We start from the raw sequence: 21836 nt of genomic DNA, 5'->3' as shown, positions 1-21836 counted from the left end.
CCACAGATCGCCCACAAGTTGTTCAGTAACTACTTCACCGATCCTGTGGATAACCTGTTCGTATCTTTGATGTTGTGGACCTGCAACGACCCTTTTGGACCCTGTTCCCGGATGTACGCGCTTCCCTTTTTGCCTACAATGAAGCTCCAACTACTGCAGTTGCCATTGCTTGTTGGTTCAGGGCGCGTCTCCAGAAGACGCGCCCTTTTTCTTGCCTGTAGCACTCTGCGTACGAGCCAATTCAAGTACTTAAGCGTTCCCGTTGATGAATCACATCAGAAATTTTTCGATCATTGCGCACATCGACCATGGCAAGTCGACGCTCGCAGACCGTTTGATCCAACGTTGCGGCGGTCTCGCGGAGCGCGAGATGGAAGCGCAGGTTCTCGACTCGATGGACATCGAAAAAGAGCGTGGGATAACCATCAAGGCGCAGACGGCTGCGCTGCACTACAAGGCGCTCGACGGGAAGGTCTACAACCTCAATCTGATCGACACGCCGGGCCACGTCGACTTCTCGTATGAAGTGAGCCGCTCGCTGTCCGCGTGCGAAGGCGCACTGCTCGTCGTCGATGCATCGCAAGGCGTCGAAGCGCAGACGGTGGCCAACTGCTACACCGCACTCGACCTCGGCGTCGAGGTCGTGCCGGTGCTCAACAAGATGGACCTGCCGCAGGCCGACCCCGACAACGCGAAGGCGGAGATCGAGGACGTGATCGGCATCGACGCGTCCGATGCGATTCCCTGTTCCGCGAAGACCGGCATGGGCATCGACGAGATCCTCGAGGCGATCGTCGCCAAGGTGCCGCCGCCGCGCGGCAATCCCGATGCAGCGCTGCGCGCGATGATCATCGACAGCTGGTTCGACCCCTACGTCGGCGTCGTGATGCTGGTGCGCGTTGTCGACGGCCGCCTCGCCAAGGGCGAGCGCATCAAGATGATGGCCTCGGGCGCCACCTACAACGCCGACAACCTCGGCGTGTTCACGCCCCACACCGAGCCACGCCAGTCGCTCGAAGCGGGCGAGGTGGGCTTCATCATCGCCGGCATCAAGGAGCTGCAGGCAGCGAAGGTCGGCGACACCGTCACGCTGATCCGCACGGGTACCGGTGGCGCAGCCGCCACCGCCAGCGAGCCGCTGCCGGGCTTCAAGGAAATCCAGCCGCAGGTGTTCGCGGGCCTCTACCCGACCGAAGCCAGCGAGTACGACTCGCTGCGCGACGCGCTGGAAAAGCTCAAGCTCAACGACTCCTCGCTGCACTACGAGCCCGAGGTGAGCCAGGCGCTCGGCTTCGGCTTTCGCTGCGGCTTCCTCGGCCTGCTGCACATGGAAATCGTGCAGGAGCGCCTGGAGCGCGAGTTCGACCAGGACCTGATCACGACCGCGCCGAGCGTGGTCTATCAGGTGGTCAAGAACGATGGCGAAGTGATCATGGTCGAGAACCCGTCCAAGATGCCCGACGTGGGCAAGATGGCGGAAATCCGCGAGCCGATCGTCACCGTGCACCTGTACATGCCGCAGGAATACGTCGGCGCCGTCATGACGCTGGCCAACCAGAAGCGCGGCGTGCAGATGAACATGGCCTACCACGGCCGCCAGGTCATGCTGACCTACGAGATGCCGCTCGGCGAGATCGTGCTCGACTTCTTCGACAAGCTCAAATCGGTGAGCCGCGGCTACGCCTCGATGGACTACGAGTTCAAGGAGTACCGCGCCTCCGACGTGGTGAAGGTCGACATCCTGCTCAACGGCGAGAAGGTCGACGCGCTCTCGATCATCGTGCACCGCTCCCAGTCGCAGTACCGCGGCCGGGCGGTGGCCTCGAAGATGCGCGAGATCATTTCGCGCCAGATGTTCGACGTGGCGATCCAGGCCGCCATCGGGGTGAACATCATTGCGCGTGAGACAATCAAGGCACTTCGCAAGAACGTTCTGGCGAAGTGCTACGGCGGCGACATCACCCGCAAGAAGAAGCTGCTCGAGAAGCAGAAGGCGGGCAAGAAAAGAATGAAGCAGATCGGCTCCGTCGAGGTCCCGCAAGAGGCCTTCCTCGCCATTCTGCAAGTCGAAGACTGATCAAAAAATGGCATTCATCACCTCCTTGGTCCTCGCGGCCTTCGCCGCCTATGTCGGCGCCTGGTACTTCAACGCGATCGAAGGCAACTTCGCCTTGCTGCTGTTCCTGGCCACGGTGGTCACCGGCCTCTATTGGCTGGCCGAGCGCTTCTACTTCCTGCCGCGGCGCGAGCAGGCGGCCGCGAAGCTCGACGCCTCGCTGGCCGAGCGCAATGCGCGCCTGGCGGGGCAGGGCATCAACCAGGTCGACACGGTCGATGCCAAGGCAAGCGAGCGGCTGCTGATGCAGCCCTGGTGGCTCGACTGGACCGCCGGCCTGTTCCCGGTGATCCTGGTGGTGTTCCTGCTGCGCTCTTTCCTTTACGAGCCCTTCAAGATTCCGTCGGGCTCGATGATGCCCACGCTGCTGACCGGCGACCTGATCCTGGTCAACAAGTTCACCTACGGCCTGCGCCTGCCCGTCATCAACGCCAAGATCACCGAGGGCACGCCCCTGGCGCGCGGCGACGTGGTGGTGTTCCGCTACCCGCCCAAGCCGAGCATGGACTACATCAAGCGCGTGGTCGGCATTCCCGGCGACGAGGTGGCCTACCTGAACAAGAAGCTCACGATCAACGGCCAGCCGGTGTCCAAGGTGGCGGCCGCCGACTACCTCGACGGCGAATCGATGCGCCTGCTCAAGCAGTTCGACGAGGACCTGGGCGGCAAGCAGCACAAGATCCTCAACGACGAAACCACGCCGTCCTTCATCCCCGGAGCCAGCGGTTTCAACTTCCCTGGCATCGAGAACTGCCGATACTCGGCCGAAGGCGTGGTCTGCAAGGTCCCGCCGGGCAACTATTTCATGATGGGCGACAACCGCGATAATTCGGCCGACTCGCGTTTCTGGGGCTTCGTGCCGGACAAGAACATCGTGGGCAGGGCCTTCTTTGTCTGGATGAACTTCGGCGACCTGGGACGCATCGGTCCGTTTCAATAAACAAGCATTCATCTGCAAGCACAGTTCGAGGGGTATGAGGGCATGAGAGCACATCGGTCCGTTCGCAGCAGCGCTGCGCAGCAACGTGGCATTTCGTTCATCGGCTTGGTGTTCGTCGCGGCCGTGCTCGGGTGCCTGGGCGTGGTCATCGCGCAGGTCATCCCGACGCTGATCGAGTGGCAGGCCATCGACAAGGCCGCCAACAAGGCCAAGGAAGGCACGACCGTGCCCGAGGTGCGCGCCATCTTCGATCGCGCCCAGGCCATCGACGACTTCAAGTCGGTCAGCGGCAAGGACCTCGACATCAAGAAGGTCGGCGACAAGGTGGTCGTTTCGTACTCGTACGAGCGCGAGATTCCGCTCTTCGGCCCGGCCTACCTCACGCTCAAGTACAAGGGCGAAACCCGCTGAACACGGCGCCTAAAAAGGTGGACGGCAGCCTGGCCGCGTTGCAGGCGCGCCTGCAGCACACCTTCTCCGACCCGCGGCTGCTGCAGCTCGCGCTCACGCACCGCAGCTTCTCGGCCGATCACAACGAGCGCCTCGAATTCCTCGGCGACTCGGTGCTGAACCTCGCGGTCTCGCACCTGCTCTACCAGCGCCTGTCGGCGCTGCCCGAGGGCGATCTCTCGCGCGTGCGGGCCAACCTCGTCAAACAAGACACCCTGCATCGCCTGGCCGTGGGGCTGGCGCTGTCGCCGCTGCTGCGGCTCGGCGAAGGCGAAGCACGCTCAGGCGGCCCGAACCGGCCGTCGATCCTGGCCGACGCGCTGGAGGCGCTGATCGGCGCGGTTTACCTCGACGCCGGCTTTGCCGCCGCCCAGGCGCTGGTGCACCGTCTCTATGAGTCGGTCGAGATCAACCCGCGCATGGAAGCCGCGGCCAAGGACCCGAAGACCGAATTGCAGGAATGGCTGCAGGGTCACAAAATGAAGCTGCCGGTGTACCGCGTTGCCGCCACACTGGGCGCGGCGCACAAGCAGACTTTCGATGTCGAGTGCGAGGTGCCCGAGCTGGGCCTTCGCGAACGCGGCATCGGCGGCTCGCGCCGCGCCGGCGAGCAGGCTGCCGCGGCGGCCATGTTGATCCGGCTCAAGGCACGCGGCGCCGCGTGAATCCCAGAATGAACGATGCTATCAATCCCGTAGCGGAACCCGAAGACGCCGAAGGCGGCGAGGGTGCCGCTGGTCCCCAAGGTCCCCAGCACTGCGGCCTCATCGCCATCGTCGGCAAGCCCAACGTGGGCAAGTCGACGCTGCTCAACGCCCTGGTCGGCCAGAAGATCAGCATTACCTCGCGCAAGGCGCAGACCACGCGCCACCGCATCACCGGCATGCGCACGCTGGGCGCCACGCAGTTCGTGTTCGTCGACACGCCGGGCTTCCAGACCCTGCACGCCAACGCGCTGAACAAGTCGCTCAACAAGACCGTGCAGGGCGCGGTCGGCGACGTGGACCTGATCCTGTTCGTGGTCGAGGCCGGCAGCTTCACCCAGGCCGACGAGCGCGTGCTCAAGCTGCTCGGCAAGGGCATTCCGACGGTGCTGCTGGCCAACAAGCTGGACAACGTGCACCGTCGCGGCGACATCGCTCCCTGGCTGAAGAGCATGCAGGAGAAGCACGAGTTCGCCGAGTACGTGCCGATGTCGGCCAAGAACCCGAAGGACGTCGAGCGCCTGTTCGGCATCTGCGAAAAGTACCTGCCCGAGCAGCCCTGGTTCTACGACGAGGACGAGCTGACCGACCGCAGCGAGAAATTCCTCGCCGGCGAGCTGGTGCGCGAGAAGCTGTTCCGCCTGACCGGCGACGAGCTGCCCTACACCTCCACCGTCGTCATCGACAAGTTCGACGAGGAGCCGCCCCAGAAGAAGGGCCAGAAGCGCCTGCTGCGCATCGCCGCCACCATCGTGGTCGAGCGCGACGGCCACAAGGCCATGGTGATCGGCGACAAGGGCGAGCGCATCAAGCGCATCGGCATGGAAACCCGCGTCGAGCTCGAGAAGCTGGCCGACGCCAAGGTGTTCCTCGAGCTGTGGGTGAAGGTGCGCTCCGGCTGGGCCGACGACGAGGCCCGCGTGCGCTCCTTCGGCTATGAGTAGGCAAACTCCCAGGCTTGCTCGCTTCGCGTAGCTGCCAACCCCCTTGCAGGGGGCAATGCCAGTGGCCCGGCGAAGCCGGCTCCACGGCGTTTGCCGCCTTCAAGCCTCGATGCTCCATAGCGCACTGACATGGCCACCCACCGCGTTTCGCACGAGCCGGCTTATGTGCTCCACCGCTACGACTGGAGCGAGTCGAGCCTGATCCTAGAAGTCTTCACCCGGCACCACGGGCGCATCGCGCTCGTGGCCAAGGGGGCGAAGCGGCCGAGTTCCAACTTCCGTCCGGTGCTGCTGCCGCTGCAGCCGCTGCAGCTCAACTATGGTGGCGACGCCGAGATCCGTACGCTCAAGGGCGCCGAATGGATGGGCGGCCATGTGATGCCGACCGGCGAGGCGCTGCTGTCGGGCTACTACGTCAACGAGCTGCTGCTGCGTCTGCTGGCGCGCGACGACGCCCACGAGGCGCTGTTCGACGCCTATGCCGGCGTCGTGCAGGTGCTGGCGGGCGACCATGCCGGCGCCCAAGCCGCGGCTCAGGCGGCCGCGCTGCGCGCCTTCGAGCTGCTGCTGCTGCGCGCAGTCGGCCTGCTGCCGTCGCTCGACGTCCAGACCCTGACGCTGGAGCCGCTCGCCGGCGGACTGCGCTACAGCCTCGTTCCCGAGGCCGGCCTGCGCGAGGCCGGCGACGACGAGGCCGCGCTGACCGGTGCCGACTGGCAGGCCCTGCAGGCCGTGCTGGACGACCGCGCGCCATTTACCGCCACCTTGCGTGAAATTGCCACCATGAACGCCGGCAGCAACAGTGCCCTGCGAAACCAGTTGCGCGCCTTGCTCAACTACCATTGCGGCGTGTCCACGCTGCGAACGCGGCAAATGATGAGAGACCTGCAAGCACTATGAGCACTCCGGGCCAAGCCGGCGCCAACGCCGCCACCTCGCTGTCCGTCAACCTCAACAAGGTCGCCCTGGTGCGCAACACGCGCCATCTGGGCATTCCGAGCGTGGTGAAGGCCGCGCAGGCCTGCCTGGCCGCCGGCGCGCACGGCATCACGGTGCATCCGAGGCCGGACGCCCGACACATCCGCGCTCACGACGTGAGCGATCTTTCCGCGCTGCTCGCCAAGGACTGGCCGGCCATCGAGTTCAACATCGAGGGCAACCCCTTCCAGAACCTGATGGACTTCGTGCGCACCCTCAAGCCGCACCAGGCCACCTTCGTTCCCGACAGCGAAACCCAGTCGACCAGCGACCATGGCTGGACCTTCCCCGACGACGCCGAGCGCCTGCGTCCGCTGATCGCCGAAGCCAAGGCGCTGGGCGTGCGCGTCAGCCTGTTCATGGATCCGATTCCCGAGATGATGGCCGCCGTCAAGGCCGTGGGCGCCGACCGGGTCGAGCTCTACACCGAAGGCTACGCGGCCTCGCGCGGCACGTCGAACGAGCAGGCCGTGCTCGCGCGCTATGCCGAAACGGCGCGCGCGGCCATTGCGGCAGGCCTCGGCGTCAATGCCGGACACGACCTGAGCCGCGACAACCTCACGGCCTTCCTGCGCGCCGTGCCGGGCGTGCAGGAGGTTTCCATCGGCCACGCCTTCGTCGCCGACGCGCTCGAGCTTGGCTACACGGCCGCCACGCGCGACTACCTGCGCTGCATCCGCGAGGCGCAGCGGCAACAACAAGAGCAGCAACAGCAATGAGCGCTGGCGCCGCATGATCTACGGCATTGGCACCGACATCTGCGACCTGCGTCGCATCGCCGCGACCTTCGAGCGCCAGGGCGAGCGCTTTGCCCGCAAGGTGCTGAGCGACGCCGAATTCAAGGTCTGGGAAGCCCGCCGCGCGCGCTGGCCCAAGCGCGGCCTGAGTTATCTCGCCACCCGTTTTTCCGCCAAGGAGGCCTTCAGCAAGGCCATCGGGCTGGGCATGCGCTCGCCCATGAGCTGGCGGCTGTGCGAGATCGCCAACCTGCGTAGCGGCAAGCCCGTCATCGTGCTGCATGGCGGCCTGAAAGACTGGTTCGAGGCCCAGGGCCTCACCGCCCACGTGACCGTGACCGACGAAACCGAATACGCCGCGAGCTTCGTGGTGGTGGAGAAAACATGACGACCGCCGGGCTTGCCGAAGAACGCCCCCACGCGCCGCTGATCATCGACGTTGCCGGCACCGAACTCACCGATGCCGACCGCCGGCGCGTTGCCAACCCGCTCGTGGGTGGCGTGATCCATTTCGCCCGCAACTGGCAGGACCGCGCGCAGATGACCGCGCTCAACGCCGAGATCAAGTCGATCCGGCCCGACCTGCTGATCTGCGTCGATCACGAGGGCGGCCGCGTGCAGCGTTTCCGCACCGACGGTTTCACCCACCTGCCGTCGATGCGCGCGCTCGGCGAACTCTGGGTGCACGACGCCATGCGCGCCACCCAGGCCGCGACGGCGGTCGGGCAGGTGCTGGCGGGCGAGTTGCGCGCCTGCGGCGTCGACTTCAGCTTCGCGCCCGTGCTCGACCTCGACTACGGCGGCAGCAGCGTCATCGGCAACCGCAGCTTCCACCGCGACCCGCGCGTGGTCGCGCTGCTGGCCAAGAGCGTGATGCACGGCATGCTGCAGATGGGCATGCGCAACTGCGGCAAGCACTTTCCGGGGCACGGCTTCGTGCATGCCGACTCGCACGTCGAGATCCCGGTGGACAAGCGTGGCCTCAAGGCCATCCTGGCCGACGATGCGAAACCGTACGACTGGCTGTCGGGCTCGCTCGCGGCGGTGATGCCGGCGCATGTGATCTATCCGAAGGTGGACAAGCGGCCGGCGGGGTTTTCGCAGAAGTGGCTGAAGGATGTGCTGCGCCAGCGTTTTGCATTCGAGGGCGCGGTATTCAGCGATGACTTGAGCATGGAGGCAGGACGCTACATCGACGGCGAGCTGCTCAGCTTTGCCGATGCGGCGCTTGCTGCGCTGGAGGCCGGGTGCGACATGGCGATGCTTTGCAACCAGAGCATCGGTGATGGGGTGCCGCTCGACGGAATGCTGCAGGGTTTCGCTGCGGCGCGGGATGCGGGGCGCTGGGTGGGCAATCCGGACAGCGAAGCGCGTCGCAGGGCCTTGCTTGCCGACGCTTCGGCGCTTTCATGGACTGCGCTTGCAGGCTCGGCACTGTACCGCGGCGCCAGGCGCACCCTCTCGCGCGATCGCCTGACGGAGTAGTCGCTCATGCCGCTGTGCCTCAGTTTCTTCCCGCGCAAGGACGAGGCCGTGTTGCGCAATCACGCGCACTATTGCCGGCGGTTCGGCTATCCGCACCAGTGGATCGAGGCCGATCGCATCCGTCACCCGGCATTGCGCGACAGCGCGAAATACAGCCAGATCCTGCGCCACCTGCGCGCGCTGCCGGAGAACGACTGGCTTCTGTTTCTCGATGGCGACTCGGTGGTGTTCCATCCGGTTGCCGTCGAAACACTGATGCAGGGGCGGGATTCGCTGGTCGTCGAAGGGCCTCCCAGTGGCGACCGCCCCGGTCCGGCGATGACCAACATGATGGTGCTGCGCAATACGCCAGCCAACCGCGCCATGCTGCTCGGGCTGATGGACGATGCGGGCTATGTCATCGCACTGGTGAATCGCGCCGTCGATGAAGCCGCCCGACTGCGTCCGGCAGGCCTGCTCGGCTGCAACGCGACGGTCGGCGACATCTACGTCAACGTGTCGTGGCGCATTCCGCAGTGGTTCCTGGCGCGCATCTTCGTTGTCAACCTCGGGCCGCTGCCCATCGTGGCGCCGGAGGGTGGATGGCGCGAGATGCTGCTCCACGACCAGAACCTGCAAGACATGCTTGTGGCGCAGGTCAACAATGCGCTGATCCACGGCCAGCCCGTGCTGCAGCCCGCAGCTTATCCGGCGCTGTCGGAAGAGCGGGTGTCGAGCTACAACGCCAGCGCCGACATCGCCTTCGTTACGCTCTACACGCACCACGTCGGAAGCTACGCGCGGGTGTCCGAGCACAACGTGAAGCGCTATTGCGACAGGCACGGCTATGCGTACCACGTGTACCGTGCGATCCCCGAAGCCGTCGACGCCAGCATTGGTGGATCATGGGTGCGCAGCTGGCTGCTGCAGCAGCACATCGCGCATCACAAGTGGGTGATCTGGATCGATGCCGACGTGCTCTTCCTCAACCAGAGCCGCCGGATCGACGCCTTGCTCGAAGGGCGCGAACTGCTGCTCGCCAAGGACGTGGGCGGCTGGTCCTTCAATTCGGGCGTGATGGGTTTCCTGAACACCCAGGGCAACGCCGAGCTGCTGGCGCGCATCTGGCAGCGCATCGGCGAGGTCGACGACAAATCGGCGGTCTACAGCAGCCAGGGCGATCAGTACTACACCAACGAAGTGCTGTCCGGAGCGGGGCTGGTGAACGAGCAGGGCATCGTCGACAACCTGAGCATCAACACGCCACCGCACCTGGCTTCCGACGAAACCCTGCTGGTGCACTTCATCAATCTGGACGAGCCCTATCGTTCGGCCTACATGGCCTCGATGGATGCGCTCTCGCAGCGTCTGCGCTGACCGGGCCAGTTAGCCGTTCGCAGCATGCGGCTCGGTAGGGGCCACCGCCGACGCCAACCTGAAAACACGCACCGGCAACTGGCTGGATGCGGGTGCGAGGAACTGGGCGATCTCGGGCACCGTGAACTGGCGCTCCAGCCATTCCTTGTCCGCCAGGCCTGCATTGAAAAAGATCTGAAGCAGCCGCAAGGCCTCGTGCCGTAGCGCGCGCGTCAGCGTTTCCTGCTCGACCAACTGCAGCGCCGGTGCCGCAGCCGGCCTGAAGCTCGCGCGCGCGAGGATCAGCAGCAGCTTCTCCGCGAAGTCGAGCACCGGCGGCCAGTAGAGGTCGTACAGCTTGGCGATCTCGTTCACATGCTCGACGCTCGATTGGGGAAGCAGATGGGCCAGAACCCGCGCGCGCGCCCGCGAGGCGAGCGTTGCCGCGCGGGCTGCATCGACGGAGCTGGTCGGCGTAGCCGGCTTGTGGAGAAGCTCGGGGATCACTGCAAAGCGCGCACCGGCGACTGCGCTCTTGCAAAGCATGTGGAAGTCGTCGTGCACCGTGAACTCGGGGTCGTGGCGCACGCCGCTGCGCTCCATGAAGCTGCGGCGCACCATGCAGGCCGACAGCAACAGCGGGCGCGGGCCGAAGAACTCCACGAGGATGTCCTGATGCCGCTCGGAGAACTCGAAGGGGCCTTCCTGCGTCTCGCACCAGGAGCCGACGATGTCGATATCGGGACAAGCCTGGAGCAGCGCGGTCTGGCGTTGCAGGCGTTGCGGTGCTGGAACGTCGCCGACGTCGGCGAAGACGATGTAGTCGCCTTGAGCGTGCGCGAGCGCAAGGTTGCGGGCGGTGGCGCGGTCGAACGCGAAGGGCAGGGATACCAGCTGCGAACTGGCGATGCCCGATCCCGCCAGGATGGCCTCAAGACCGGCGGTGCCTGTCTGCCCAACCAGCACCAGGTGAATTTCCACCGCAGTCTGGGCCGCCCAGGTCCGAAGGCTCTGCTCCAGGCTTTCGGGCGAATCCCCGGCTGTCAGGCAAAGGGTGACGCGCGGTGGTGTTGCCGGCTCGGCGAAGCGGTCGGGTTGCTGTGCACGCCAATTCAGGAAGCGCTCGATGGCCGGCCCCACCAGAGGCGCAGCGAACGCGCTGGTGAAGATCGACAGGCCTTCGCGCTCGAGTCTCGCGCGCCGAGGTGCATCGGCAAGAAGCTGCTCAATCGTCTCAATGAGCTTCTCGTAGGGGGCGCCAACCACCGCCTTGCGGATCGACGCCTCGATCTCGCTGTCGGGATACAGCTCGCAGACCACCGCCTTGCGGTGCCGCAGCAGGATCGACAGCCGCGGCACCTCGACGATGCGCGACTCTTCCCAGTTGTGGAGGTTGAGCACGATCTTCGCGCGGCGCATGAAGCTGTTGCGCTCTTCCAGCGTCCAGGCGCGCCCCCGGTTGACTTCGACCCGCAGCCCGCGCGCCATCAGCCCTTCGAGGATGTCGATGCGTCGGCGAGTCAGCGAGCCGAAGAAGACGACGTCGATGTCCTGCTGCTCGTCGGGCAGGATGTCTTCCAGCGGCATGATTTCTGCGGCGTCGGGCTCCCAGCCGAGCGCGACATAGTCCGCGTTGCGGTAGCCGAGCTGGCGATGCCGCTGGAAGTTCGTCTTGCTGTATTCCCAGAGATAGCAGCGCTTGAGGACCTCGAGATAGCGATCGTTCCACGCATGGGTGCCGTGCACCATCGGCTCGAAGTTGACGACGATGCAATCGGGATGGTGCTGCTCGATGTGTTCCCACGGCACATCCCAGAAGAAGAACAGGATGTTGATTTCACCCGGTTCGATGTAGCAGTGGGTGAAGCGGGTCGGGTAGCCGAGGCGTTCCGCCGCCAGCCTGAAGGCTTCGACGATGTCGCCGCAGGTCTCGTGCGAGGACAGCGATGTGAAGTTGAGCCGGGGCAGTGTCGTCATGGGGCGGCGCGCGGGGGATGTCCGTTCGCTTCAGTAATGGCCCAGTACGTTGACCTTGTGGTAGTGGTCCTTCAGCGCGGCATGCAGCTGCTGTGCCTGTGCGCGGGTTTCTTCATCGGCCTCCTTGCCTACGCCGAAGAAGTACAGGTCATGGCTGCTGCGGTCTTCGAAGAAGCCCCAGACCGAGAACCAGGCGTCGTGTTGCAGCAGGTCCGTGAAATCCGAGGCTGCGAGGTTGCGGTAGTAGTTCTGGCTCTTGCCGATGGTCAGTGGCGAATCGGAAGGGTTGAACTCCACGGTGCCGTGCTGGCGTCGGCCCTGTGTGGCGCAGGTCATGACGACGAGGCCGTCTTCCTTCACCAGGCGCAGCATGTTGAGCCAGGTCTTCTTCCACTGCGGGTTGTGCTCCATGGCCTCGCACGAGACGATGACGTCCGTGCCGTTCGCGGTGCCGCCATGGTTTTCGCCGTGGCAGACGAGGTCGACGTCCGGGCCTTCACCTACGTCGAGGCCCAGATAGTTGCAGTCCTGGAAGAACTCGCGGACCGAACCGTTGAGATTGAGGCTGCCGATCTCGATCACCGACCGCCCGGTGAAGTAGGACGGCAGGAACTGCTTCACGCCGGCGACGAAGAATCGTTGTTGGGGATGTGACATGAGCCTGGCTGCGTTGGATTGGCGTTGCGGCTGAAGCTCTCAGAGAGTAATGGAACACCCGCTGCGCGAAGTCATCCCTCGCCGGATGCGGAGGCTGCGGCATTTGTCCACAAGCGTTTTCCTCCCATGCCCAAGTGCTCCAGGTACAGCCGGAGATCGAACTCGAGGCGATGATAGTCCGGCTCCATGTGCATGCACAGCGCATAAAACGCCTTGTCATGCTCACGCTCCTTCATATGTGCCAACTCGTGCACAACAATCATCCTCAGCCACGCCAGCGGAACCTCCTTGAAGAGGCTGGCCACCCGGATTTCCCTCTTGGCCTTGAGCTTGCCGCCCTGCACACGCGACACGGTGGTGTGGGTGCCCAGCGCGTTGCGGATCACGTGCAGCTTGTTGTCGAACATCACCTTCGACAGCGGCTCGGCCTTGCGCATGAACTCGCTCTTGAGCTCGCTCACGTACCCATAGAGCGCCCGGTCGGTCTGGATGTCGTGCACGCCGCCCGGGTAGCGCTGGCCGAGGAGGGCGCCGAGCTTGTCTTCGGCGATGAGCTGGCGGACCTGCTCCAGCAAGGGTGCCGGGTAGCCCGCCAGGTACTTCATGGAATGACCGAGTTCAGGCCCGGCGCTGCGTGCTGGCCGCGCAGGCCAGCCCGGTGGCGACGCCGCCGAAGAGATCGCCTTCGACCAGGTTCACGCCCGCGAAGCTCCTGCGCAGGGCGTGCTGGAACGGGCGCAGCGCGGAGGAGCCACCGGTGAGGTAGATTGCGTCAAGGTCGTTGCTGCGCAGGCCCGCGCGCTTGACGCAGGCGTGGGCGCAGGCGATCACGCTTTCCAGCGGCGTGGCCAGTTGCCGGGCCATGTCGTCCGGCGTGAGGGAGGCCGCAAGGCCGCGCTCGGCGCAATCTAGGTCGATGGCGGTCGGGGCATCGCTTAGCGACACGTCGATCTTGGCCGCTTCCACCGCGCTCGCGATGCGGTGGCCGTGCCGCTCCTCGAGCACGGTCATCAGCCGGTCGTGCAGGCGCGTGTCCGCGTAGCTGGTGCGCAAGTCCTTGGCCTGCCGCAGCGCCTTGGCGGCGTAGAGCCAGTTGATCAGGTGCCAGGACGACAGTTCGAAGAACACCTTGCTCGGCACCTCGCGTCCCTGCGGGCCGTGATGGCGAAAGCCGAACTGCGGCATCACGCGCTCGAGGTTCAGCCGCTGGTCGAAATCGGTGCCGCCGATGTGAACGCCGCTGGTGGCCAGCACGTCGTCGCTGCGGTCCTCGCGCGCGGCGCGCTCGGGGCCGACGCGCACGACGGTGAAGTCGGAGGTGCCGCCGCCGATGTCGACGATCAGCACGATCGACTCCTTGGTGATCCGCTGCTCGTAGTCGAAGGCGGCCGCGATGGGCTCGAGCTGGAACGAGATTTCCCGGAAGCCCGCTGCGCGCGCCGCGACGCGCAGGCTTTCTTCCGCGCGCTCGTCGCGCTTGGAGTCGTCGTCCACGAAATGCACGGGGCGCCCGATCACCACGCGCTCGGGCATCTGGCCGAGTTCGCGGCTGGCGCGCGTGGCCAGCTCGCGCAGGAAGCGCGCGATGATGTCCTCGAAGCTCACGAGGCCGTCGTAGATCGCCGTCTTCTCCTGCATCAGCGCACTGCCGAGCAGGCTCTTGAGCGAGCGCATCAGCCGGCCCTCGGTGCCCGAGAGGTACTGGCCGATGGCGTCGCGGCCGAAATGGGTCGTGCGGTCTTCGGCGTTGAAGAAGATCGCGGTGGGCAGGGTGGTGGCCGCGCCTTCGATGGGCAGAAGGCGGGCTTCTCCGCCGACCCGGCATGCCACGGCGGAGTTGGATGTGCCGAAGTCGATGCCGATCGTCGGCAGCGACGACGGTGAAGACACGCTCAAGATTCCCTGCGCAGCGCCGGGAACAGGATCACGTCGCGGATGCTCGGCGAGTCGGTCAGCAGCATCATCAGCCGGTCGATGCCGATGCCGCAGCCGCCGGTGGGCGGCATGCCGTATTCGAGCGCGCGCACGAAGTCGTGGTCGTAGTACATGGCTTCGTCGTCGCCGCTGTCCTTGGCGGCCACCTGTGCGTTGAAGCGCGCGGCCTGGTCCTCGGCGTCGTTCAGCTCGCTGAAGCCGTTGCCGAACTCGCGGCCGGTGATGTACAGCTCGAAGCGCTCCGTGACCTCGGGGCGCTCGTCGTTGGCGCGCGCCAGCGGCGAGATCTCGGTCGGGTGCTCCATGATGAAGGTCGGCTGCCAGAGCTTTTCTTCGACGGTTTCCTCGAAGTACAGCACCTGCAGGCTGGCGAGGCTGCGCTGCGAGAGCTTGTCCTTCTCCTCGCTCATGCCGAGCTTGCGCAGGGCGGCGATGAGCCAGGCGCTGTCGTCGACACCCTGCGCCACGCCTTCGGCGTCGGTGTACTTGAGGATCGCCTCGCGGATCGTCAGCCGCTCGAAGGGCTGCGTCAGGTCGACCGGCTTGCCCTGATAGGTGAGCTGCTGCGTGCCCACGGCCTTGTCGGCGATGGTGCGGATCAGCGTCTCGGTGAAGTCCATCAGGTCGCGGTAGTTCCAGTAGGCCGCGTAGAACTCCATCATCGTGAACTCGGGGTTGTGCCGCACCGAGATGCCCTCGTTGCGGTAGCTCCGGTTGATTTCGAACACGCGCTCGAAGCCGCCGACGATCAGGCGCTTGAGGTACAGCTCGGGCGCGATGCGCAGGAACATCTCTTGGTCGAGCGCGTTGTGGTGCGTCTTGAAGGGCTTGGCGTTGGCGCCGCCCGGAATCGGGTGGAGCATGGGCGTCTCGACTTCGAGGAAGTCGTTGGACACCATGAACTCGCGCAGCGCGCTCACCGCCTTGCTGCGCGCGGTGAAGCGCTTGCGGGCGGACTCGTCGGTGATCAGGTCGACGTAGCGCTGGCGGTACTTCTGCTCCTGGTCGGCCATGCCGTGGAACTTGTCCGGCAGCGGGCGCAGGCTCTTGGTGAGCAGGCGCAGCTTGGTGACCTTGATCGAGAGCTCGCCCGTCTTGGTCTTCATCAACGTGCCCTCGGCACCGAGGATGTCGCCCAGGTCCCAGCGCTTGAAGTCGGCGTACACGTCTTCGCCGACGGCATCGCGCGTCACGTAGAGCTGGATGCGGTCGGTGGCGTCCTGCAGCGTGGCGAAGCTGGCCTTGCCCATCACGCGCTTGAGCATCATCCGGCCGGCCACGCTCACCGAAACGGCTTGCGCTTCGAGGGCTTCGCCCTCGGTGGCTGCATGGGCCTCGACGAGCGCCGCGGCGCGATGGCCGGGCTTGAAGTCGTTCGGGAACGCAACGCCTTTGCCCTCGGCCTGCACTGCGCGCAGCTGCGTGAGCTTTTCGCGGCGTTCTGCGATGAGCTGGTTTTCGTCGGCGGGGGCGGAAGGAGGCGAGGGGTTCTTTTGATCGGACATGGGAGGCGGATGGCGCGCAACCGGGAGCGTGCGCGGGCCCGGCATTTTAGCCGATCGGGTTTGAAGAAAACCTGCCCAGAGCGCCCGTCAATCCTGCGCCATGCGCTATGAAAAGTAGAGCGGCCTATTCAGTGATACCGGTGCGTGCGAGCAGATCGCTGACCAGCTCCAGCCGCATCAGCGGGCTGTCGAGCTCCATCAGCCGCTGGCGCAGCTCGAGCTGCATCGGCACCAGTTCGCACCAGCGGTTGGCCACCCAGCCGCAATCGTCGAAGCGATAGGGCTCGGCGATGGGCAGGCGCACCGATCCGCCTTGCGCGCGGCGCCGCTCTTCGAGCGTGCCTACAAGACGCTGCAACGCTGTGGACGTGTGCAGGAGGTCGTCGGGAATCTCGAGCGCGACGTCGTCGTTCACCGCCTCGACCTCGGCGACCCAGAGGCCGTGCTTCTGCAGTTCGTTGCTGCGGACGCGAAAGCGCTGAGTGCCCACGCATTCGATTTGCAGCAGGCCGCTTTGAGGAGACTCGAACTCGCGGATCATGGCCAGCGTGCCGATGGCGGCGAAGCTCTCGGCGTCGGCACCGGCCTTGCGCACCTCGCTGCCGCTGGTGAGGCTCACCACGCCGAAGGGCGCGTCGGCCTTGCGGCACTTGCCGATCATGTCGAGGTAGCGCACCTCGAAGATGCGCAATGGAAGAAGACCGCCGGGAAAGAGCACCGTACCGAGCGGAAACAATGGCAGTGAATGCAAAAGGGGTTGTGTCGTCATCGAAGAGCCTTGCGTGGCTATCATCGCATTCCCCTCACGGCCGCGTCTCATGCTCTACCAGATTCCCTCGTTCCTTCTCGACGTGATCGTCGGTCTGCTCGGCGGCGCCTGCCTGCTGCGCCTGTACATGCAGTACCACCGCGTGCCTTTCGGCAACCCGCTCGGGCGCTTCGTGTTCGCGATCACCGACTGGATCGTGCTGCCGCTGCGGCGCATCGTGCCTTCCGTGAAGCGCTGGGACCTGGCAAGCCTGATCGCCGCATGGCTGCTGGTGATGCTGAAGTTCCTGCTGCTGTGGCTGCTGGTCGGCAACCTGGGGCGCATCGCGACGCTGCCGCTGGTGTCGCTGGTGGGGCTGATGCAGCTGGCCATCTCGGGCCTGACGGCGCTGCTGGTGGTCTACGCGGTGCTGTCGTGGATTCCGGGTGCTTCGCCGATGCTGCTCGACCTGATCTCCCGCTTGGCCGAGCCGCTGGTGCGGCCCTTTCGCCGCTTCATTCCGCTGATCGGCGGGGTCGACCTTTCGCCGCTGGCCGCGATCGTCGTGCTGCAGGTGATCGCGATCGTGCTGGGCAACCTGCTGGTGTTTGCTTACCAGCTGACCTTCTGAGCACCTGAATTCCAAAGCAAAAGGGCCCGGATGCATCGGCATCCGCGCCCTTTTGTTATTGCTTCAGAGCTTCTTCGCTCAGCTCACCGCATCGGCCGGCTGCCGCAGCAGCATCGCCAGCGTGTTGGCGATCGTCTTGCGCAGCTCGCGGCGGTCGCTGATGAAGTCGATGGCGCCCTTGGTCTGCAGGAACTCGGCGCGCTGGAAGCCTTCGGGCAGCGTCACGCGCACGGTCGATTCGATCACGCGCGGGCCGGCGAAGCCGATCAGCGCCTTGGGCTCGGCAATGACCACGTCGCCCACGAAGGCGAAGCCGGCCGACACGCCTCCCATGGTCGGGTCGGTCAGCACGCTGATGTAGGGCAGGCCCTTCTTCGCGAGGCGCGTGAGCGCGGCGTTGGTCTTGGCCATCTGCATCAGCGAGAGCAGGCCTTCCTGCATGCGCGCGCCGCCGGTGGCGGTGAAGCAGATGAAGGGCACCTTCTGCTCGATGGCGGTCTCGACGCCGCGCACGAAGCGCTCGCCGACCACGCTGCCCATGGAGCCGCCCATGAACTCGAACTCGAAGCAGGCCACGACCACGCTGATGCTGTGCACCGAGCCGCCCATGACCACCAGCGCATCGGTTTCGCCGGTGTTTTCCAGGGCTTCCTTCAGGCGCTCGGGGTACTTGCGGCTGTCCTTGAACTTCAGGGCATCGACCGGCAGCACTTCCTGGCCGACTTCGTAGCGGCCCTCGGCGTCGAGGAAGGCGTCGAGCCGCGCGCGGGCGCCGATGCGGTGGTGGTGGCTGCAGCTGGGGCAGACGTTCTGGTTGTGCTCGAGGTCGGTCTTGTACAGAACGGTCTCGCAGGCGGGGCACTTGATCCACAGGCCCTCGGGCACCTGGCGGCGCTCGGACGGGTCGGTTTGCGCGATCTTGGCGGGTAGCAGTTTTTCAAGCCAGCTCATAAGGGGCTCCTTGTGTTGGCGGTGATTATCGACCAGCCGCGTTCTTGGCCGTCGCGGCGGGCAGGGCGTCGAGCGCCTCGCGGATGCCCGCGAGGAATTCACGCACGGCCGGCACGACCTTGTCGCGGGGCTGGTCTTCGATGAGTTGAATGATCCTGGTGCCGATGATGACCGCGTCGGCGGCCGATCCGACCGCCTGTGCGGTGCGCGCGTCGCGGATGCCGAAGCCCACGCCGACCGGAATGCCCACGTGCTGGCGGATGCGCGGAATCATCTGGCCGACAGCTTCGGCGTCGAGGTGGCCGGCGCCCGTCACGCCCTTGAGCGACACGTAGTAGACATAGCCGCTGGCGATGCGCGCGACCTGGGCCATGCGCTCGTCGGTGCTGGTGGGGGCGAGCAGGAAGATCAGGTCGATGCCGGCGGCCTTCAGCTCGGCGGCAAAGGCTTCGCATTCCTCGGGCGGGTAGTCGACGACCAGCAGGCCGTCGACGCCGGCCGCGGCCGCGTCGCGGATGAAGGACTTCTTGCCGTGCACCAGGTCGTAGCGCTCGACCGGGTTGGCGTAGCCCATCAGCACCACCGGGGTGGTCGTGTCGGTCTTGCGGAAGTCGGCGACGATGGCGAGCACCTGCTTCATGCCCACGCCCAGCGCCAGCGCGGCTTCGCCGGCCTTCTGGATCACGGGGCCGTCGGCCATCGGATCGGAGAAGGGCACGCCGAGTTCGATCACGTCGGCACCGGCTTTGACCATGCCGTGCATCAGTTCGGGCGTAATGTCGGCGAAGGGAAAGCCCGCGGTCACGTACGGCACGAGGGCGCGGCGGCCTTGCTTCTTCAGGGCCTCGAAGGTGGCTGCAATGCGGCTCATCACTTGCCTCCCTTCACGCTCAGACCGCGCATCGAGGGGCGGTCGTAGAAATCGACGCCCGACAGGTCGGCCACCGTGCCGATGTCCTTGTCGCCGCGGCCTGAGAGGTTCACCAGGATGGATTGGTCGGGGCGCATGGTCTTCGCGAGCTTCAGCGCGTGGGCCACGGCGTGGCTGGATTCGAGCGCGGGGATGATGCCTTCCGTGCGGCACAGGTAGTGGAAGGCGTCGAGCGCTTCCTTGTCGGTGACGCCGACGTACTCGGCACGGCCGATGTCCGCCAGGTAGGCGTGTTCGGGGCCCACGCCCGGGTAGTCGAGGCCCGCGCTGATGCTGTGGGTCTCGGTGATCTGGCCGTCGTCGTTCTGCAGCAGGTAGGTGCGGTTGCCGTGCAGCACGCCGGGGCTGCCGCGCAGGATGGAGGCCGAGTGCTTGCCGCTGTCGAGCCCTTCGCCCGCCGCCTCCACGCCGATCAGGCGCGTGCCGGCGAACGGGATGTAGGGATGGAAGATGCCCATCGCGTTGCTGCCGCCGCCCACGCAGGCGACGACCACGTCGGGTTGCCTGCCCTCGGCCTCGCCGGTGATGCCCCCGACGCTTGCGTCGGTGCCGTGCTGTGCCGCCAGCATGGCCGGCATCTGCTCGATGCATTCCGTGCCGATCACGCTCTGGAAGTCGCGCACCATGGTCGGATAGGGGTGCGGGCCGGCGACGGTGCCGATGATGTAGAAGGTGTTTTCCACGTTGGTGACCCAGTCGCGCATGGCCTCGTTGAGTGCGTCCTTCAGCGTCTTGCTGCCGGATTCGACGGGCACCACGGTGGCGCCGAGCAGGTTCATGCGGTAGACGTTGGGGCTCTGGCGCTTCACGTCCTGGCTGCCCATGTAGACCACGCATTCGAGGCCGTAGCGCGCGCAGATGGTGGCGGTGGCCACGCCGTGCTGGCCGGCGCCGGTCTCGGCGATGACGCGGGGCTTGCCCATGCGCCGGGCGAGCATCGCCTGGCCGATCACGTTGTTGATCTTGTGCGCGCCGGTGTGATTCAGGTCTTCGCGCTTCAGGTAGATCTGCGCGCCGCCCATTTCGCGGCTGGTGCGCGCCGCGTGGTAGATCGGCGAGGGGCGGCCGACGAAGTGCTTCAGCTCGTAGTGGAATTCCGCGAGGAAGGCCGGATCGTCCTTGAACTTCGCATACGCATCGCGCAGTTCGTTGATCGCGTGGGTGAGCGTTTCGCTCGCGAAGGTGCCGCCGTAGTTGCCGAAGTGGCCGGTGGCGTCGGGTTGCTGGTAGTCCTGAAATTGGCTTTGCATGGTTCTCGATCGGTGGGCCGCAGCCCGACGAACGATCGGCTGCGACGGCTAACTTGAAAAGGACGCGTCGGCAGCCCTGACGGCTGCGACGAATTGCCGGATCTTTCCGGCGTCCTTGAGGCCCTTGTTCCCGGGGCCGTCGATTTCGACGCCCGAGCTCACATCAACGGACAGCGTCTTGCAGCGCGTCCGCAGGCTGTGAATGCCATCGCTCACGTTTGCAGGTGTGAGCCCACCACTCAAGACGAGGTGAGCGTCGACGGCGGGTGGAAGAAGTGACCAATCGAATGCCTTGCCGCCACCGCCATAACCTTCGACGTGCGCGTCGAGCAGGATGGCCTGGGCGTGGGAGTAATCGGACGCGTATTTTACGAGGTCGAAGCCGGCCCCGGCAGCCCCCAGCGGAATACGGGCGGCGCGCATGTAGCGGAAGCGGCCCGGACCGGTGGCTTCCTCGCACTGCTGGGGCGTCTCTTCGCCGTGGAACTGCGCGATGGAGCCCTTCACTTGGGCGAGCGATGCTATGACTTTGGGAGCGTCCTCGTTCACGAACAGCAGAACGGGTGTGATGAACGGAGGCAGGCGCGAGGCCAGTTCGGCGGCACGGTCGAGCGTCACTGCGCGAGGGCTCTTCGGGTACAGGACGAAGCCGATGGCGTCTGCGCCGGCTTCGATTGCCGCGTCGACATCGGCCTCACGGGTCAGGCCGCAGATCTTGATGCGGGTTCGGGGCAGGGAAGGCGCGCTCATGGCGGGCCATCATACGGAGCCCCGCCGGCCTGCAGCGTGGCCTCGGCCGGCAGACCCCACTTGGCGTCGTACAACGGACCCATGAAATACAGGCCGTCGGCGGAGAAGGTGGGGGCCGCCGCGTCGCGGCTGCGTGCCTCGAGCACTTGCGAGATCCATTCCGGCCGTTCATCGCCGCGGCCGACGCGCACGAGGCAACCCATCAGGTTGCGGATCATGTGGTGCAGGAATGCATCGGCCTCGAACTCGAAGTGCCAGCGGCAGCGTTCACCGTCGCCGACGCGCGTGATCTCGATGCGCCGCAGGTCTTTGACCGGCGAGCGTGCCTGGCAGGCCGAGGCGCGGAACGAGCTGAAATCGTGCTGGCCGACGAGCAGTGCCGCTGCCGCGCGCATCGCGTCGCCATCTAGCGGATGCATCGACCAGCCGACCCGGCCGGTGTCGAGGCTGGGCCGCACAGGGGATTGCGAAAGCACGTAGACATAGCGACGGGCAAGAGCACTGGCGCGGCAGTGGAACTCGTCAGGCACCGGGTGCGCCCACTGCACCGCAATGTCGTCGGGCAGGAAGCGGTTGGTGCCGCGCATCCAGGAGAAGGGTTCGCGCTGAACGGGGGTGTCGAAATGCACCACCTGCATCAGCGCATGGACGCCCGAGTCGGTGCGCCCGGCGCACAGCGTCCTGATGGGCTGCGCGGCGAACTTCGTGAGAGCCGCTTCGAGCTTGTCCTGCACGGTGCGGCCCGAGGGCTGGCTCTGCCAGCCGTCGTACGCCTGGCCGTTGTACCGGATGCCGAGCGCCAGCCTCACGAA

22 protein-coding genes are annotated in these 21836 nt (G+C 65.8%); 11 read left to right on the top strand and 11 right to left on the bottom strand.

Going from position 1 to position 21836, the window contains the following annotated elements:
* The first annotated feature begins 265 nt into the window (after positions 1-265).
* From lepA to AC1VNX_RS26635, 10 genes are all read left to right on the top strand, one after another.
* Positions 266-2077 carry a translation elongation factor 4 gene (gene lepA, locus AC1VNX_RS26680; protein WP_483160598.1) on the top strand — a complete coding sequence of 604 codons (1812 nt, stop codon included), beginning with the start codon at positions 266-268 and terminating at the stop codon, positions 2075-2077.
* 7 nt (positions 2078-2084) lie between these two features.
* Positions 2085-3056, top strand: coding sequence for a signal peptidase I (gene lepB / locus AC1VNX_RS26675; RefSeq protein ID WP_483160597.1), 972 nt, complete (start codon positions 2085-2087; stop codon positions 3054-3056).
* A gap of 42 nt (positions 3057-3098) precedes the next feature.
* Positions 3099-3467 carry a DUF4845 domain-containing protein gene (locus AC1VNX_RS26670; RefSeq protein ID WP_301507848.1) on the top strand — a complete coding sequence of 123 codons (369 nt, stop codon included), beginning with the start codon at positions 3099-3101 and terminating at the stop codon, positions 3465-3467.
* 17 nt (positions 3468-3484) lie between these two features.
* Positions 3485-4171 (top strand): ribonuclease III, encoded by a 687-nt coding sequence (rnc, locus tag AC1VNX_RS26665; RefSeq protein ID WP_301507849.1) that lies wholly within the window; start codon positions 3485-3487, stop codon positions 4169-4171.
* An 8-nt stretch (positions 4172-4179) separates the two neighbouring features.
* The gene (gene era / locus AC1VNX_RS26660) at positions 4180-5154 is read left to right on the top strand and encodes a GTPase Era (protein ID WP_301507850.1); all 975 of its coding nucleotides are present in this window, start codon (positions 4180-4182) and stop codon (positions 5152-5154) included.
* Between the two features lie 129 nt (positions 5155-5283).
* Positions 5284-6054 (top strand): DNA repair protein RecO, encoded by a 771-nt coding sequence (gene recO, locus AC1VNX_RS26655; protein ID WP_483160596.1) that lies wholly within the window; start codon positions 5284-5286, stop codon positions 6052-6054.
* Positions 6051-6851: a pyridoxine 5'-phosphate synthase gene (locus tag AC1VNX_RS26650; protein WP_483160595.1), complete on the top strand. Its 801-nt coding sequence runs from the start codon at positions 6051-6053 to the stop codon at positions 6849-6851. Before recO ends, AC1VNX_RS26650 begins: the two co-directional genes overlap by 4 nt.
* Before the next feature lie 13 nt (positions 6852-6864).
* Positions 6865-7257 carry a holo-ACP synthase gene (gene acpS, locus AC1VNX_RS26645; protein WP_301507853.1) on the top strand — a complete coding sequence of 131 codons (393 nt, stop codon included), beginning with the start codon at positions 6865-6867 and terminating at the stop codon, positions 7255-7257.
* Positions 7254-8354 carry a beta-N-acetylhexosaminidase gene (nagZ, locus tag AC1VNX_RS26640; RefSeq protein WP_483160594.1) on the top strand — a complete coding sequence of 367 codons (1101 nt, stop codon included), beginning with the start codon at positions 7254-7256 and terminating at the stop codon, positions 8352-8354. Before acpS ends, nagZ begins: the two co-directional genes overlap by 4 nt.
* 6 nt (positions 8355-8360) lie before the next feature.
* Positions 8361-9710, top strand: coding sequence for a galactosyl transferase GMA12/MNN10 family protein (locus AC1VNX_RS26635; RefSeq protein WP_483160593.1), 1350 nt, complete (start codon positions 8361-8363; stop codon positions 9708-9710).
* A 9-nt stretch (positions 9711-9719) separates the two neighbouring features.
* Here the strand turns inward: AC1VNX_RS26635 and AC1VNX_RS26630 are convergent, their stop codons facing one another.
* The 6 genes from AC1VNX_RS26630 to AC1VNX_RS26605 form a co-directional block, all read right to left on the bottom strand.
* Positions 9720-11666: a glycosyltransferase gene (locus AC1VNX_RS26630; protein ID WP_483160592.1), complete on the bottom strand. Its 1947-nt coding sequence runs from the start codon at positions 11664-11666 to the stop codon at positions 9720-9722.
* 30 nt (positions 11667-11696) lie between these two features.
* A complete protein-coding gene (locus tag AC1VNX_RS26625; protein WP_483160591.1) occupies positions 11697-12323 on the bottom strand; it encodes a hypothetical protein in 627 nt (208 codons plus the stop codon).
* A gap of 71 nt (positions 12324-12394) precedes the next feature.
* Positions 12395-12928 carry a YgjP-like metallopeptidase domain-containing protein gene (locus tag AC1VNX_RS26620; protein ID WP_483160590.1) on the bottom strand — a complete coding sequence of 178 codons (534 nt, stop codon included), beginning with the start codon at positions 12926-12928 and terminating at the stop codon, positions 12395-12397.
* A 13-nt stretch (positions 12929-12941) separates the two neighbouring features.
* Complete coding sequence (locus AC1VNX_RS26615) at positions 12942-14213, bottom strand: Hsp70 family protein (protein WP_483160589.1); 1272 nt, start codon at positions 14211-14213, stop codon at positions 12942-12944.
* A 2-nt stretch (positions 14214-14215) separates the two neighbouring features.
* Positions 14216-15763 (bottom strand): lysine--tRNA ligase, encoded by a 1548-nt coding sequence (gene lysS, locus AC1VNX_RS26610; protein WP_483160588.1) that lies wholly within the window; start codon positions 15761-15763, stop codon positions 14216-14218.
* 124 nt (positions 15764-15887) lie between these two features.
* Complete coding sequence (locus AC1VNX_RS26605) at positions 15888-16532, bottom strand: LON peptidase substrate-binding domain-containing protein (RefSeq protein ID WP_483160587.1); 645 nt, start codon at positions 16530-16532, stop codon at positions 15888-15890.
* 49 nt (positions 16533-16581) lie between these two features.
* Here AC1VNX_RS26605 and AC1VNX_RS26600 point away from each other — a divergent pair, with 49 nt between their 5' ends.
* A complete protein-coding gene (locus AC1VNX_RS26600; protein ID WP_301507874.1) occupies positions 16582-17142 on the top strand; it encodes a YggT family protein in 561 nt (186 codons plus the stop codon).
* Between the two features lie 78 nt (positions 17143-17220).
* Here the strand turns inward: AC1VNX_RS26600 and accD are convergent, their stop codons facing one another.
* From accD to truA, 5 genes are read right to left on the bottom strand one after another with little or no spacing between them, the layout of a single operon-like run.
* Positions 17221-18093, bottom strand: a complete 873-nt coding sequence (gene accD, locus AC1VNX_RS26595; protein ID WP_019654097.1) for an acetyl-CoA carboxylase, carboxyltransferase subunit beta — start codon at positions 18091-18093, stop codon at positions 17221-17223.
* Positions 18094-18118: 25 nt separating this feature from the next.
* Positions 18119-18964 (bottom strand): tryptophan synthase subunit alpha, encoded by an 846-nt coding sequence (gene trpA / locus AC1VNX_RS26590; protein WP_483160586.1) that lies wholly within the window; start codon positions 18962-18964, stop codon positions 18119-18121.
* A complete protein-coding gene (trpB, locus tag AC1VNX_RS26585; RefSeq protein WP_483160585.1) occupies positions 18964-20274 on the bottom strand; it encodes a tryptophan synthase subunit beta in 1311 nt (436 codons plus the stop codon). Before trpB ends, trpA begins: the two co-directional genes overlap by 1 nt.
* Before the next feature lie 48 nt (positions 20275-20322).
* The gene (locus AC1VNX_RS26580) at positions 20323-21024 is read right to left on the bottom strand and encodes a phosphoribosylanthranilate isomerase (RefSeq protein WP_483160584.1); all 702 of its coding nucleotides are present in this window, start codon (positions 21022-21024) and stop codon (positions 20323-20325) included.
* A complete protein-coding gene (gene truA, locus AC1VNX_RS26575) occupies positions 21021-21833 on the bottom strand; it encodes a tRNA pseudouridine(38-40) synthase TruA (protein ID WP_483160583.1) in 813 nt (270 codons plus the stop codon). Before truA ends, AC1VNX_RS26580 begins: the two co-directional genes overlap by 4 nt.
* Positions 21834-21836 lie beyond the last annotated feature (3 nt).

This window comes from Variovorax sp. TLI9-5A, from assembly GCF_056867935.1.
Note: the sequence above shows the minus strand (reverse complement) of the source record. Positions and strands in the feature narration are given on the sequence as shown.